Here is a 15,018-nt window from a genome sequence, read left to right on the forward strand (position 1 = left end):
GAGGCAGGCTGGGCACGTGACCGACCGTCGTCGACCTTCACCGCCCACGGGCCGCTGAGAGCCCGCCGTGCGTCGCCCCCTGTCCCCGGGCCCGCTCCGTAGGGTGCTTCCAGGGCTCCGCTCCGATCCCGAGCCCGGCCTCGGCCCAGTCACGCCTGCCGCGCTCACCTCGCCCCCGGAGCTGCGCGGCCCTCGCTCCGGCCGCCCCGCCCCGCAGAGTCCCCGTGGACGGCCCCCGAGGCCCGGCAGCGCGCTCCGCGTGCCCTTCCTCGCCCGGCTGCGCGTCGGGCACAAACTGATGCTCCTGGTGCTGCTCCCGGTGACCTGCCTGCTGGCGTTCACCGTGTTCGGCGCGGTTGCCCAGTGGCGCGAGGCCCAGACGATGCGGGACTTCCGTACGGCGACCCGACTGTCCTTCCGGACAACGGCGTTGACCGACGCCATCGCAAGGGAACGCCTCGCCGCGGTGAAGGCCGGGCTGCGGCCGGGACCGGCCACCCTGAAGGAACGCTCCGGCGCGGCGCACGCCACCGACCGGGCACTCGACGCGGCCCTCCGGAGTGCCGCCGGCTGGACCGGACAGCCCGACGTACCGGGCAGGCTCGACGCGCGGAACCGGCAACTGCACTCCCTCAGGGTCCAGTTGGGGACCGGTTCGCTCACCGTGACCCAACTCGCCGCCCAGTACGACACGATCGAGGACGACCTCCTGGAGCTGGCCGCCACTCTGGAGGCAGGCCGGCCCACCCGCGCCTCCGGACAGGCCGCCGACGCCCACATCGCGCTCCTGAACGCCATCGAGGCCGCCGAACGCGAACGCACCGAACTGGCCGTGCTCTTCGACACCCCCGACGCCCCGCACGCCACCGCCACGGACCGCTGGTCGGCCCTGGAGAAGGCGCTCCTGGACGACTTCGGCCGGACCGCGTCCCCCGGCCTCAAAGGCAGGCTCTACGTGGTCCTGCTCCAGCACCCCGGGCTCGTCGTCCGTGCCACCCGCGAGACCCTCGCCGACCCGCACGCCGAGAAGAACTCCTGGCCCACGTACGCCGGTTGGCTGACCGCCTCGACCGGGCGCATCGACGCCCTGCGCGGCATCCAGCACCGGGCCGCCGCCGAGCTGGGCCGCGACGCCGCGAGCGACCTGGACACGGCACGCGCGCGTGAGGCACGCGACCTCGGTGTGTCGCTGGCCGTCCTCGCCGCCGTCACCGTCCTCGCCCTGACCCTGCGCCGGTCGATCACCCGCCCTCTCGGCGAGGTCTCCGCGGGCGCCCGTGCGCTCTCCGAGGGCGACCTGTCGTACGACGTCCGGTACGCGGGCCGGGACGAACTCGGCGTCGTCGCCGACATGTTCAGGGAACTGCGGGTCACCACCGAGCGGCTCGCGGGCGAGATCACCACCATGAACACGGCGATCGACGACAACCGGCTGGGCCACCGCGCGGACGTCGCCGCGTTCGAGGGGACCTGGGCGCAGCTCCTCGGCGGCATGAACGGCACCATGGCCTCCTTCGCCGCGGCCCAGGGGCGGCGCGACAAGGCCGAGCAGGAGCTGGCGAGCATCTTCCACCTCTCCCTGGACCTGCTGTGCATCGCGGACCTGGACGGCCGCTTCAGACGCGTGAACCCCGCCTTCGAGCGGACCCTCGGATATTCCGCCGACACGCTGCTCGGCCGCCCCTGGCTGGAGTTCGTGCACCCGGAGGACCGCGCACGCACGCGTGCCGTCCTCGACCGGCTGGCCGGCGGCGACGCCCTGGCCGAGTTCGAGAACCGCTTCCTGCGGGCCGACGGCACCGAACGCTGGCTCCAGTGGAGCGCCCGCCCGGTCACCGGGGACGGCCTCGTCTACGCCGCCGCACGCGACGTCACCGAGAGCCGCCGCGCCGCCCGCGAACAGACCGCGCTGCGCCGCGTCGCCACCCTCGTCGCGCGCGGGGTGCCACCCCACGAGGTGTTCTCCGAAGTCGCCGACCAGGTGGGCGGCGTCCTGGGCAGCGGCACCGCGGCCGTCCTGCGCTACGGCGCCGACGGGACCTCCACCGTCCTCGGCTCCGCGCACAGCCCGGCCGCCGAGGAGGACACGGCCGCCGCCGCGGAGGTCGCGCGAACCGGTCGCCCCGCGCGCGTGGGCCGTTCGGTGAGTGCCCCCATCGTCGTGGACGACCGCCTGTGGGGTGCCGTCGTCGCGGCCGCCGCGGGACCCGAACCGCTGCCACCGGGCGCCGAGTTCCGGCTCGCCGACTTCACCGAACTCGTCGCCACCGCTCTCGCCAACGCCGACAGCCGCGACCAGCTCACCGCGTCACGCGCGCGCGTGGTCGAGGCGGGGGACGCCTCCAGGCGCCGTATCGAACGCGACCTCCACGACGGCGTACAGCAGCGGCTCGTCTCGCTCCAGCTCGACCTCAGGACGGCCCAGTCGATGCTGGACGAGCAGCCGGAGGAACTCGCCCGGCAGCTGGACCACATCGCAGGCGGCCTCGACGACGCCTTCGCCGACCTGCTGCAGATCGCGCGCGGCATCCACCCGGCGATCCTCTCCAAGGGCGGCCTCGGCCCGGCCCTGCGCGCCTTGGCCCGCCGCTCCGCCGTCCCCGTGGAACTCGACCTGCGCCTGCCCGCGGGACGCCTCCCGGAGCGGATCGAGGTCGCCGTCTACTACGTGACCTCCGAGTGCCTCACCAACGCGGCCAAGCACGCGCGCGCGAGCTTCGTGACGGTGTCCGCGCGGGTCGAGGACGACGTCCTGGAGGTGACGATCGCCGACGACGGGGTGGGCGGCGCCGACCCCGGACACGGCTCCGGGCTCATCGGACTCGTCGACCGCGTCGAGGCGATCGGCGGCAGGCTGCGCGTCACCAGCCCACCAGGGGAGGGCACGACTCTCGCCGTACGACTGCCGCTTCCCCGGACGGAGGAGTGACCGCCCGACGCGTACGCGACAGAGGTCCAGGCCGGGGGAGCCTGGGACCCGGTGCTGTCGTACGCGTCGGGCGGGCCCGGTGCCGTCCTCCTGCGGGCGGACACGGACCGACCGCCGTCGCCGTCGTCCGCCCGTGTCCGCCGCGTCTCCCGCAGCCCTTCCGGCCGGGGGCCGGCACCTCGCCCGGTGCGACCGGTCCGCCCGCGTTCGCACTGCTTCGAGAATCGCCCGGACCCGGCCCCGCGTCTGCACCGTCACCCCCCAATTCCCTTACCGGCTAGCCGTACCCGACCCGGTCCGGCAGGCTGTGCGTGGCGCACGGCACAGGTCGGGCAAGGGGAGCCGGGGACGATGGACGCAGCGGGGCAGACCGCGAAGGGACGGGTCGTCCTCGCGGACGACGACGTCCTGCTCAGGGAGGGCCTCGCGAGCCTGTGCGAACGCCTGGGCTACGAGATCGCGGGCCAGGCGGGCGACGCCGTACGGCTCCTGGAACTGGTCGACGCCGAGCGGCCCGACCTCGCGATCGTCGACATCAGGATGCCGCCCGACCACTCCACCGAGGGCCTGAAAGCCGCCCGCACCATCCGCGAGCGCCACCCCGGCACCGGCATCCTCGTCCTGTCGGCGTTCGTCGAGGTCGAGGAGGCGTTGGAACTCCTGGCCGGCGGCCACAAGGTCGGCTATCTCCTCAAGAGCCGGATCACGGTCGTCGACGAGTTCGTCGAAGCCCTCGACCGCGTCCACAAGGGCGGCTCGGTCGTCGACCCCTCCCTGGTGCAGGAACTGTTCTCGGCGCAGCGCCGCGACGACCCGCTGTCCTGCCTCAGCGCCCGCGAGCGGGAGGTCCTGGCACTGATGGCGGAGGGCCGCTCGAACGCCGGCATAGGCCGCAGACTGTGGGTCACCGAAGGCACCGTCGAGAAGCACGTCCGCAGCATCCTGGGCAAACTCCGCCTTCCGGAGGCTTCCGACGACCACCGCCGTGTGCTGGCGGTCCTCACGTTCCTCGAGTCCCGGTAGGCGTTTCCGAGGAGTTCCCCGGGAGATCCGCCCGGCGCGCCCGGCGTTGTCCACAGCCCCGCCGCGCTGTCACCCCGCGCCAGTAGGGTGTGAAACATGGCCGACCCCTCCAGCTACCGCCCCAGGCCGGGAGAGATCCCGGACTCGCCCGGGGTCTACAGATTCCGCGACGAGCACCGCCGGGTGATCTACGTCGGAAAGGCGAAGAGCCTGCGCCAGCGCCTGGCGAACTACTTCCAGGACCTGGCCGGACTCCACCCGCGCACGCGCACGATGGTCACCACGGCCGCGTCGGTGGAGTGGACGGTGGTGTCCACGGAGGTCGAGGCGCTCCAGCTGGAGTACTCCTGGATCAAGGAGTACGACCCCCGGTTCAACGTCAAGTACCGCGACGACAAGAGCTACCCGTACCTCGCGGTGACGATGAACGAGGAGTACCCGCGCGTGCAGGTGATGCGCGGTCACAAGAAGAAGGGCGTCCGCTACTTCGGGCCGTACGGACACGCCTGGGCGATCCGCGACACCGTCGACCTGCTGCTGCGCGTGTTCCCCGTCCGCACCTGCTCGGCCGGCGTCTTCAAGAACGCGGCGCGCACCGGCCGCCCCTGCCTGCTCGGCTACATCGGCAAGTGCTCCGCCCCCTGCGTCGGCCGCGTCACCGAGGAGGAGCACCGCGAACTGGCCGAGGAGTTCAGCGACTTCATGACCGGCCGCACCGGCACGTACATCCGCCGTCTGGAGAAACAGATGACGGACGCGGCCGAGGAGATGGAGTACGAGCGGGCGGCCCGCCTCCGTGACGACATCGAGGCCCTGCGGAAGGCCATGGAGAAGAGCGCGGTCGTCCTCGCCGACGCGACCGACGCCGACCTGATCGCGGTCGCCGAGGACGAGCTGGAGGCCGCCGTCCAGATCTTCCACGTCCGCGGCGGACGCGTCCGCGGCCAGCGCGGCTGGGTCACCGACAAGGTCGAGGACGTCACCACCCCGGCCCTCGTGGAACACGCCCTCCAGCAGCTCTACGGCGAGGAGACCGGGGACTCCGTCCCCAAGGAGGTCCTCGTCCCGGCCCTGCCCGACCCGCTGGAGCCGGTCCAGCAGTGGCTGACGGACCGGCGCGGGGCGAACGTGTCGCTGCGCATCCCGCAGCGCGGCGACAAGAAGTCCCTCATGGAGACCGTCGCGCGCAACGCCCAGCAGTCGCTGATCCTCCACAAGACCAAGCGCGCCTCCGACCTCACCACCCGCTCCCGCGCCCTGGAGGAGATCTCCGAGGCCCTCGGCCTGGACAGCGCCCCCCTGCGGATCGAGTGCTACGACATCTCGCACCTCCAGGGCGACGACGTCGTGGCGTCGATGGTCGTCTTCGAGGACGGGCTGTCCCGCAAGAGCGAGTACCGCCGCTTCCAGATCAAGGGCTTCGAGGGCCAGGACGACGTCCGCTCCATGCACGAGGTCATCACCCGCCGCTTCCGGCGCTATCTCGCCGAGAAGGAGAAGACGGGGGAGTGGGCCGACGGCGAGGAGCTGAGCGACCTGAAGGACGAGGAGGGCCGCCCCAAGCGGTTCGCCTACCCGCCGCAGCTCGTCGTGGTCGACGGCGGGCAGCCGCAGGTCGCCGCCGCCCAGCGCGCCCTGGACGAGCTGGGCATCGACGACATCGCCGTGTGCGGTCTCGCCAAGCGCCTGGAGGAGGTCTGGCTGCCCGACGAGGACGACCCCGTGGTCCTGCCCCGCACCAGCGAGGGCCTCTACCTCCTCCAGCGCGTCCGTGACGAGGCCCACCGGTTCGCGATCACCTACCAGCGGACCAAGCGGGCCAAGCGGTTCAGGGCGAGCCCCCTGGACGACGTGCCCGGCCTCGGCGAGACCCGCAAACAGGCGCTGATCAAACACTTCGGTTCGGTGAAGAAGCTGCGATCCGCGACAATCGACCAGATCTGCGAGGTTCCGGGCATAGGCCGCAAGACCGCGGAGGCCATCGCCGTGGCCCTCGCCCAGGCGGCCCCGGCCGCACCCGCCGTGAACACGGCGACCGGAGAGATCATGGAAGACACGGAAGACACGGAAGACACGGAAGACACGGAAGACACGGAAGAGACGGAAGCGACGGAAGAGGACGGGACACCCGGGACGACGGCGGGTGCCCCAGGGGAGCCCGTACCCGCGGGAGCCCCGGACGAGCGACGGGGGCAGGACACATGACCGAACAAGAGAAGCAGCCCACAGCGGACCGAGATCGGACGCACAAGGAAGCGGGCGAGGATCGGTCTCCCCAGGAGACGGTCCAGGACGACGGAGCACAGGTGAGTACGGACAGCACGACAGCCGGGGTCCCCGAGCCGGCCATCCCCGAGCTGGTGATCATCTCCGGCATGTCCGGGGCCGGGCGGTCCACCGCCGCCAAGTGCCTGGAGGACCTCGGCTGGTTCGTCGTCGACAACCTCCCGCCCGCCCTGATCCCCACCATGGTCGAGCTCGGCGCCCGCTCCCAGGGCAACGTGGCACGCATCGCGGTCGTGGTCGACGTCCGCGGCCGGCGCTTCTTCGACAACCTCCGCGAGTCCCTCGCCGACCTGGAGGCCAAGCACGTCACCCGGCGGATCGTCTTCCTGGAGTCCTCGGACGAGGCCCTGGTGCGCCGCTTCGAGTCGGTGCGCCGCCCCCACCCCCTCCAGGGCGACGGCCGCATCGTCGACGGCATCGACGCCGAGCGCGAGCTGCTGCGCGAGCTGCGCGGCGACGCCGACCTCGTCATCGACACCTCCAGCCTCAACGTCCACGAACTGCGCGCCAAGATGGACGCCCAGTTCGCCGGCGAGGAGGAGCCCGAACTGCGGGCCACCGTCATGTCCTTCGGCTTCAAGTACGGCCTCCCGGTCGACGCCGACCTCGTCGCCGACATGCGCTTCCTGCCGAACCCGCACTGGATCCCGGAGCTGCGCCCCTTCAACGGCCTCAACGAAGAGGTCTCGGCGTACGTCTTCAACCAGCCCGGCGCCAAGGAGTTCCTCGACCGCTACGCCGAGCTGCTCCGGCTCATCGCGGCCGGCTACCGGCGCGAGGGCAAGCGGTACGTGACGATCGCCGTCGGCTGCACCGGCGGCAAGCACCGCTCGGTCGCCACGGCGGAGAAGCTCGCCGCGCGGCTCGCGGCGGAGGGCGTGGAGACGGTGGTCGTACACCGGGACATGGGACGGGAATGACAGGACGTAGCCCACGGCTGGGCAGGCTGCGCCGCGTGGTGCCCGAAGGACGCACGACCAGGCCCGTGGAGGCCCGTGGCGGCAAGCCGCGCCGACGCGGCACCCAGCCCAAGGTGGTCGCCCTCGGCGGCGGCATGGGACTGTCCGCCTCGCTCACCGCGCTGCGCCGGATCACCGGCGACCTCACCGCCGTCGTCACCGTGGCCGACGACGGAGGCTCCAGCGGCCGTCTGCGCGACGAACTGGGCGTCCTGCCCCCCGGCGACCTCCGCAAGGCGCTGGCCGCGCTCTGCGGCGACGACGACTGGGGCCAGACCTGGGCCCGCGTCATCCAGCACCGCTTCCAGTCCAAGGGCGACCTGCACGAACACGCGGTCGGCAATCTGCTGATCGTCGCCCTGTGGGAGCAGCTCGGCGACCATGTGCAGGCCCTCGACCTGGTCGGCAAGCTGCTCGGCGCGCACGGGCGCGTGCTGCCCATGTCCGCCGTACCGCTGGAGCTGCAGGCCCTCGTCAAGGGGCACGATCCGGCGCGGCCCGACGACGTCGACACCGTCCGGGGGCAGGCGACCGTGGCGCTCACGCCCGGTGAGGTGCAGTCCGTGCACCTCGTGCCGCACGACCCGCCGGCCGTGCCCGAGGCCGTCGCCGCCGTGCTCGACGCGGACTGGGTGGTGCTCGGCCCGGGCTCCTGGTTCTCGTCCGTCATCCCGCACCTGCTGGTGCCGGAACTGCTCGACGCGCTCACCGAGACGAAGGCGCGCCGGGTCCTCTCCCTGAACCTCGCGCCGCAGCCCGGAGAAACCGATGGCTTCTCCCCGCAGCGTCATTTGGAGGTTTTGGGACGACACGCCCCTAAACTCGCCCTGGACGTGGTGCTGGCCGACGAGGCCGCCGTGCCCGACCGAGCGTCGCTCACCGAAGCCGCCAAGCGGCTGGACGCCGCGGTCGAGCTGGCGCCGGTGGCCCGGACCGACGGAACTCCAAGGCACGACCCGGAGCTGTTGGCCGCCGCGTACGACCGTATTTTTCGGATGCATGGAAGGATCGGCCCATGGCGATGACGGCAGCGGTGAAGGATGAGATCTCCCGGCTCCCCGTCACCCGGACCTGCTGCAGGAAGGCGGAGGTCTCCGCCATTCTGCGGTTCGCCGGCGGCCTCCACCTGGTGAGCGGGCGCATCGTGATCGAGGCGGAGCTGGACACCGCGATGGCGGCACGCCGGCTCAAGCGGGACATCCTGGAGATCTTCGGCCACAGTTCCGAGCTGATCGTGATGGCGCCCGGCGGACTGCGCCGCGGCTCGCGTTACGTCGTCCGGGTGGTCGCGGGCGGCGATCAGCTGGCCCGGCAGACGGGCCTCGTGGACGGCCGCGGACGCCCCATCCGGGGCCTGCCCCCGCAGGTCGTCTCCGGGGCCACCTGTGACGCGGAGGCGGCCTGGAGAGGCGCGTTCCTGGCACACGGCTCGCTGACCGAGCCCGGCCGGTCCTCCTCCCTGGAGGTGACCTGCCCGGGCCCCGAGGCGGCGCTCGCGCTGGTCGGCGCCGCCCGCCGGCTGTCGATCGCGGCGAAGGCCCGTGAGGTGCGCGGCGTGGACCGCGTGGTCGTCCGGGACGGTGACGCGATCGGCGCCCTGCTCACCCGGCTCGGCGCGCACGAGTCGGTGCTGGCCTGGGAGGAGCGCCGGATGCGCCGCGAGGTGCGCGCCACGGCGAACCGTCTCGCCAACTTCGACGACGCCAACCTCCGCCGCTCGGCCCGCGCGGCCGTGGCGGCGGGCGCCCGGGTGCAGCGCGCCCTGGAGATCCTCGCCGACGAGGTCCCCGAGCACCTGGCGGCGGCGGGACGGCTCCGCATGGACCACAAGCAGGCCTCCCTGGAGGAGCTGGGCGCCCTCGCCGACCCGCCGCTCACCAAGGACGCCGTGGCCGGCCGTATCCGCCGGCTGCTGGCGATGGCCGACAAGCGCGCCCAGGACCTCGGCATCCCGGGCACGGAGTCGAGCATCACCGAGGAGATGGCCGACAACATGGTCGGCTGACCTCCGGGACGCCGACGGACCCTCAACACGCCGGTGCGGACGCCCGATTCGGGGCGTCGGCACCGGCGTTCCGTCGTGGCGGTCCTCCCGGGCGGCCACTGACGAGCCGTCACCATGTCGTTGCCGAACCCTGTTCGGTGCTGACGGCCGATCAAGTCGGTTGCGCGGAAGGCCCGTACAGGGTCGGACGGCCAAGGGCCCGTACGGAGAAGAGCCCCGTTTATCTCCCCTTGAGGCGCCCTTGACTCGATCATGAAGTGTCATGAGCCTGGCAACAGTTCGCTGCTGTGGCGAACCGTTGCCAGGGGGTTTCATGAGACACAGAGCGAGATCGATCCTCGCTGTCGGCGCGCTCCTGATCGCAGGCGCGAGCATCGCACCCATCGCCCAGGCGCAGGGCGGGAGTTCCGCGAAGTCCGACCCGGACGAGGTCAAGGTCTTCCGCGCCGACGTCACCCAGCAGCAGATACCCCTGCTCCTGAAGGCCGGACAGGACGCCCACGAACTCGGCGACAACCGGTTCTCGGCCTCCGGCAGGACCGCCGTGGAGGTCTACCTCACCGACCGGCAGGCCGAGAAGCTGGAGAAGCAGGGCGTCGGCCTCACCGAGCACACGCTGACGGCCAAGGCCGAGACGCGCGTCGAGGACGCGGCGCAGGGCGTGTTCCGCCCGTACAGCGGAAGCGGCGGGCTGAAGGAGGAGATCGTCAGGACCGGGCAGGCCAACCCCGGTCTCACCAAGGTCGAGTCCATCGGCAGGACGATCGACGGCCAGGACATCCTCGCGCTCAAACTGACCAAGAACGCGAAGAAGACCAAGGACGGCTCCAAGCCCTCGGTGCTGTACGTGTCCAACCAGCACGCGCGCGAGTGGATCACGCCGGAGATGACCCGCCGGCTGATGCACTACTACCTGGACAACTACACGACCGACAAGCGCATCAAGAAGATCGTCGACTCCACCGAGCTGTGGTTCGTGCTGTCGGCCAACCCGGACGGCTACGACTACACGTTCCGGAGCAGCGACACGCGCCTGTGGCGCAAGAACCTGCGGGACGTCAACGGCGACGGCACCATCTCCACCGGCGACGGCGTCGACCTCAACCGCAACTTCGGCTACAAGTGGGGCTACGACGACGAGGGCTCGTCCCCCAACCCCACCAGTGAGACCTACCGGGGCGCGAGCCCGAACTCGGAGCCGGAGACCGCCGCCCTCGACGCCTTCGAGAAGCGCGTCGGCTTCACCTACGGCATCAACTACCACTCCGCCGCCGAACTCCTCCTCTACGGGGTCGGCTGGCAGGTCGCGACGCCCACCCCGGACGACGTCCTCTACAAGGCGCTCGCCGGCACCCCGGACAACCCGGCGATCCCGGGTTACCACTCGCAGGTCTCCTCGGAGCTGTACACGACCAACGGCGAGGCGGACGGCCACGCCTCGAACGTCAACAAGATGTCGATGTTCACCCCCGAGATGTCGACCTGCCAGACCGCGTCGAACATCGACCCGAACGACGCCTGGAACGCGGCCGACTGCCAGTCCGTCTTCAACTTCCCCGACGACGAGAAGCTGATCCAGGACGAGTTCGAGAAGAACATCCCCTTCGCGCTCTCCGTCGCCGAGACCGCCGCCCACCCCGACCAGCCGACCTCGTCGGTCGGCCTCGGCGCCGCCGACTTCACCCCGGCCGCCTTCTCCACCTCGTACGCGCGCGGCGCCGACCAGGAGGTCTCCGTCGTCGTACGGAAGTCCGTACGCGACAAGGAACTCAAGTACCGCGTCAACGGCGGCCGTACGCAGGACACGGCCCTCAGGCCCTGGAAGGGCGGCCGGACCTACGGCGGGGACGACAACCTGTACTTCGACGAGTACCGGGCCAAGGTCGAAGGCGCCGACCCGGGCGACAAGGTCGAGGTGTGGTCCACCGGCCGGACGAAGGCGGGGAAGCCCACCTCCAGCACCCACTTCACGTACACGGTGGCCCGGCGGCCCGCGGCCGACACCCTCGTGGTCGCCGAGGAAGGAGCCGCCGCCACCCAGGCGCAGACCTACGTCGACGCGCTGAAGGCCGACGGCCGCAAGGCGGCCGTCTGGGACGTCGCCACCCAGGGCGCGCCCGACGCGCTCGGCGTGCTCGACCACTTCAGGACCGTCGTCCACTACTCGGGCACGGCGGGACCGGGCAACGACACCCAGCTCCAGCTGCGCGCCTTCCTCAACGAGGGCGGCAAGCTGATCGAGGCCGGCGAACTCGCCGGCGGCTCCGTCGACCTCGGCGACGGCACCCCCTCGAACGACTTCAGCCAGTACTACCTGGGCGCCTACTCGCGTACGTCCACCCCCGGGGCCACCGGTTTCAACGGCTCCGGCAAGCTCGCCGGCGTCACCGGACCGCTCGGCGGCGCGCCCGGCAACCCGCTGGACCGGGCCGGTACCTACAGCGTCACCTCCGACTCGCTGGCGCCCGCCACCTACCCGCAGTTCGCGAGCGCGGGGGCCGGCCAGTTCGCCGGGACCGTCAACCCGTACGGGCCCTACGCGGGCTCCTACATGGCCGCCGCCGTCCACACCGACGACGCCTACAAGCGCCTCACCCGCACCATCGACCTCACCGGCGTCAGCGCGGCCGACAAGCCCACGCTGCGCAGCGAACTGCTGTGGGACACCGAGCCCGGCTACGACCACGCCGTGGTCGAGATCCACACCACCGGGGGCGACGACTGGACCACGCTCCCGGAGATCGGCGGCGCCACCAGCACCGCCCTGCCGTCCGAGTGCGAGGCCGGCTTCCTGGTCGCCGAGCACCCCTGGCTCAAGCACTACCTGACCTTCTCCCCCTCCGGCTGCACCGCGACCGGCACCACCGGCACGTGGAACAGCTTCACCGGCGCCTCCGACGGCTGGCAGCAGGTCGGCTTCGACCTGAGCGCCTACGCGGGCAAGTCGGTCCAGGTGTCGCTGAGTTACATCACCGACCCGGGCTCCGGCGGTCACGGCGTCCTCGCCGACGACACCTCGCTCGTCCTGGGCGGCACGGCGACCCAGACCGAGGGCTTCGAGACCTCCCTCGGCGCCTGGAGCGTCACGGGACCGCCCCCGGGCAGCCCGGCCGTCCTGAAGGACTGGACGCGCACCGGAGCCCTGTTCCAGACGTACGGCGCGGTCACCACCGACCGCACCGTGCTGCTCGGCTTCGGACTGGAGCAGGTCACCTCGGCCGCCGACCGTGCGGCCCTGCTCAAGAAGGCCCTGACGGCCCTTCGGGGCTGACCCGGTGTGACGATGTCATGAACATCCAGGGCGGTCCGTACCCCTACTGGCGGGTACGGACCGCCCTGCGGTGTATGGGGCATCTCGATGTCACCACGGAGGCCTCAGGGAGGTAGGGTCGTAGGCGGTCGGGGACATCCCATACAGCTCGCCGGATTCGAACCCGGCGTACCAACGAGGAGATCGGTTCGTGACGATCCGCGTAGGCATCAACGGCTTTGGCCGCATCGGTCGTAACTACTTCCGCGCGCTGCTGGAGCAGGGTGCTGACATCGAGATCGTGGCTGTCAACGACCTGGGTGACACCGCGACCACCGCTCACCTGCTCAAGTACGACACCATCCTGGGCCGCCTCAAGGCCGAGGTGTCGCACACCGAGGACACCATCACCGTCGACGGCCACACCATCAAGGTGCTGTCCGAGCGCAACCCCGCCGACATCCCGTGGGGCGACCTCGGCGTCGACATCGTCATCGAGTCGACCGGCATCTTCACGAAGAAGGCCGACGCCGAGAAGCACATCGCCGGCGGCGCCAAGAAGGTCCTCATCTCGGCTCCGGCCAAGGACGAGGACATCACCATCGTGATGGGCGTCAACCAGGACAAGTACGAGCCGGCGAACCACCACGTCATCTCGAACGCCTCCTGCACCACCAACTGTGTGGCGCCGATGGCCAAGGTTCTCGACGAGAACTTCGGCATCGTCAAGGGCCTGATGACGACGGTCCACGCCTACACGAACGACCAGCGCATCCTGGACTTCCCGCACAAGGACCTGCGCCGCGCCCGCGCCGCCGCCGAGAACATCATCCCGACGACGACCGGCGCCGCCAAGGCGACCGCCCTCGTGCTCCCGCAGCTCAAGGGCAAGCTCGACGGCATCGCGATGCGCGTCCCGGTCCCGACCGGCTCGGCCACCGACCTGGTCGTGACGCTGGCCCGCGAGACCACCAAGGACGAGGTCAACGCCGCGTTCAAGAAGGCCTCCGAGGACGGCGACCTCAAGGGCTACCTGGTGTACACCGAGGACGAGATCGTCTCCTCGGACATCGTCAGCGACCCGGCCTCCTGCACCTTCGACGCCTCCCTGACCATGGTCCAGGAGGGCAACACGGTGAAGATCCTCGGCTGGTACGACAACGAGTGGGGCTACTCCAACCGCCTCGTCGACCTCACGGTCTTCGTCGGCGGCCAGCTCTAACTCCCGGAGCAGGCAACTCGATGTGAGTCAGGGCTCGGGCAGCGCACGCCGCGCTGCCCGGGCCCTGTACTACGTAGTGATCGATCAGCCCTCTCGGATCTGAAGAGCCCTCCCTAGGAGTCCCTTTATGAAGACGATCGACGAACTTCTCGCCGAAGGCGTGGACGGCAAGCGGGTCTTCGTCCGCGCCGACCTCAACGTCCCGCTGGCCGACGGCCTCATCACCGACGACGGCCGCATCCGCGCCGTGCTGCCCACCATCAAGGCCCTCGCCGAGGCGGGCGCCAAGGTGATCGTGGCCTCGCACCTGGGCCGCCCCAAGGGCGCCCCGGACCCGGCCTTCTCCCTCCTCCAGCCGGCCGAGCGCCTCGCCGAACTCCTGGGCGCGCCGGTCGCGTTCGCCCAGGACACCGTCGGCCCCGCCGCCCACGACGCGGTCCGCGGCCTGGAGCCCGGCCAGGTCGCGGTCGTCGAGAACCTGCGCTTCAACGCGGGCGAGACCTCCAAGGACGACACCGAGCGCGGCGAGTTCGCCGACCAGCTCGCCGCCTTGGCGGACATCTACGTGGGCGACGGTTTCGGTGCCGTGCACCGCAAGCACGCCTCCGTGTACGACCTCCCGGCCCGGCTGCCGCACTACGCCGGCTACCTCATCGCCACCGAGGTCGGCGTCCTGAAGAAGCTCACCGAGGACGTCAAGCGGCCCTACGTGGTGGCGCTCGGCGGCTCCAAGGTCTCCGACAAGCTCGCCGTCATCGACCAGCTGCTCGGCAAGGCCGACCGCATCCTCATCGGCGGCGGCATGGCCTTCACCTTCCTCAAGGCCAAGGGCTACGAGATCGGCGCCTCCCTGGTCCAGGACGACCAGATCCCCGCCGTCACCGAGTACGTCGAGCGCGCCGAGAAGAACGGAGTCGAGCTGGTCGTCCCGGTCGACGTCGTGACCGCGTCCGCCTTCCCCGACCTGAAGACGAAGGCCCCGTCCCACCCCACCACCGTCGCCGCGGACGCCATCCCCGCCGACCAGATGGGCCTCGACATCGGTCCCGAGACCGGTGCCCTGTACGCCTCGAAGCTCGCCGACGCGGCCACCATCTTCTGGAACGGCCCGATGGGCGTCTTCGAGCACCCCGACTACGCCGAGGGCACCAAGGCGGTCGCCCAGGCCCTTCTCGACTCGCAGGCCTTCACGGTCGTCGGCGGTGGCGACTCCGCCGCGGCCGTCCGCATCCTGGGCTTCGACGAGACCGCATTCGGCCACATCTCGACCGGCGGCGGCGCCTCCCTCGAATACCTCGAGGGCAAGACGCTCCCCGGCCTCGCCGCACTGGAGGACTGACCTTA

At 71.2% G+C, this 15,018-nt stretch carries 9 protein-coding genes; all 9 read left to right on the forward strand.

Annotated elements, in window-relative coordinates; all coding sequences use genetic code 11:
- Positions 1–298 precede the first annotated feature (298 nt).
- The 9 genes from ACIPTO_RS25555 to ACIPTO_RS25595 all read left to right on the forward strand — a co-directional run bounded on the left by ACIPTO_RS25555 (position 299) and on the right by ACIPTO_RS25595 (position 15,013).
- Complete coding sequence (locus ACIPTO_RS25555) at positions 299–2,929, forward strand: PAS domain S-box protein (protein ID WP_401196154.1); 2,631 nt, start codon at positions 299–301, stop codon at positions 2,927–2,929.
- A gap of 351 nt (positions 2,930–3,280) precedes the next feature.
- Positions 3,281–3,952 (forward strand): response regulator, encoded by a 672-nt coding sequence (locus ACIPTO_RS25560; protein WP_401195880.1) that lies wholly within the window; start codon positions 3,281–3,283, stop codon positions 3,950–3,952.
- 96 nt (positions 3,953–4,048) lie between these two features.
- A complete protein-coding gene (gene uvrC / locus ACIPTO_RS25565) occupies positions 4,049–6,157 on the forward strand; it encodes an excinuclease ABC subunit UvrC (RefSeq protein ID WP_401195882.1) in 2,109 nt (702 codons plus the stop codon).
- Positions 6,154–7,158: an RNase adapter RapZ gene (gene rapZ / locus ACIPTO_RS25570; protein ID WP_366319524.1), complete on the forward strand. Its 1,005-nt coding sequence runs from the start codon at positions 6,154–6,156 to the stop codon at positions 7,156–7,158. The genes uvrC and rapZ overlap by 4 nt, the downstream gene beginning before the upstream one ends.
- Positions 7,155–8,222, forward strand: coding sequence for a uridine diphosphate-N-acetylglucosamine-binding protein YvcK (gene yvcK, locus ACIPTO_RS25575; RefSeq protein ID WP_026178369.1), 1,068 nt, complete (start codon positions 7,155–7,157; stop codon positions 8,220–8,222). Before rapZ ends, yvcK begins: the two co-directional genes overlap by 4 nt.
- Positions 8,213–9,202 carry a DNA-binding protein WhiA gene (whiA, locus tag ACIPTO_RS25580; RefSeq protein WP_019067568.1) on the forward strand — a complete coding sequence of 330 codons (990 nt, stop codon included), beginning with the start codon at positions 8,213–8,215 and terminating at the stop codon, positions 9,200–9,202. The genes yvcK and whiA overlap by 10 nt, the downstream gene beginning before the upstream one ends.
- Before the next feature lie 313 nt (positions 9,203–9,515).
- Positions 9,516–12,473: a M14 family zinc carboxypeptidase gene (locus ACIPTO_RS25585; RefSeq protein WP_401195886.1), complete on the forward strand. Its 2,958-nt coding sequence runs from the start codon at positions 9,516–9,518 to the stop codon at positions 12,471–12,473.
- 190 nt (positions 12,474–12,663) lie between these two features.
- Entirely contained in the window at positions 12,664–13,674 is a 1,011-nt protein-coding gene (gene gap, locus ACIPTO_RS25590) for a type I glyceraldehyde-3-phosphate dehydrogenase (protein WP_352183847.1), read from the forward strand.
- A gap of 127 nt (positions 13,675–13,801) precedes the next feature.
- A complete protein-coding gene (locus tag ACIPTO_RS25595) occupies positions 13,802–15,013 on the forward strand; it encodes a phosphoglycerate kinase (protein ID WP_366319519.1) in 1,212 nt (403 codons plus the stop codon).
- Positions 15,014–15,018 lie beyond the last annotated feature (5 nt).

The organism is Streptomyces sp. NPDC090083 (genome assembly GCF_044747445.1).
In the GTDB taxonomy this organism is placed as follows: domain Bacteria; phylum Actinomycetota; class Actinomycetes; order Streptomycetales; family Streptomycetaceae; genus Streptomyces.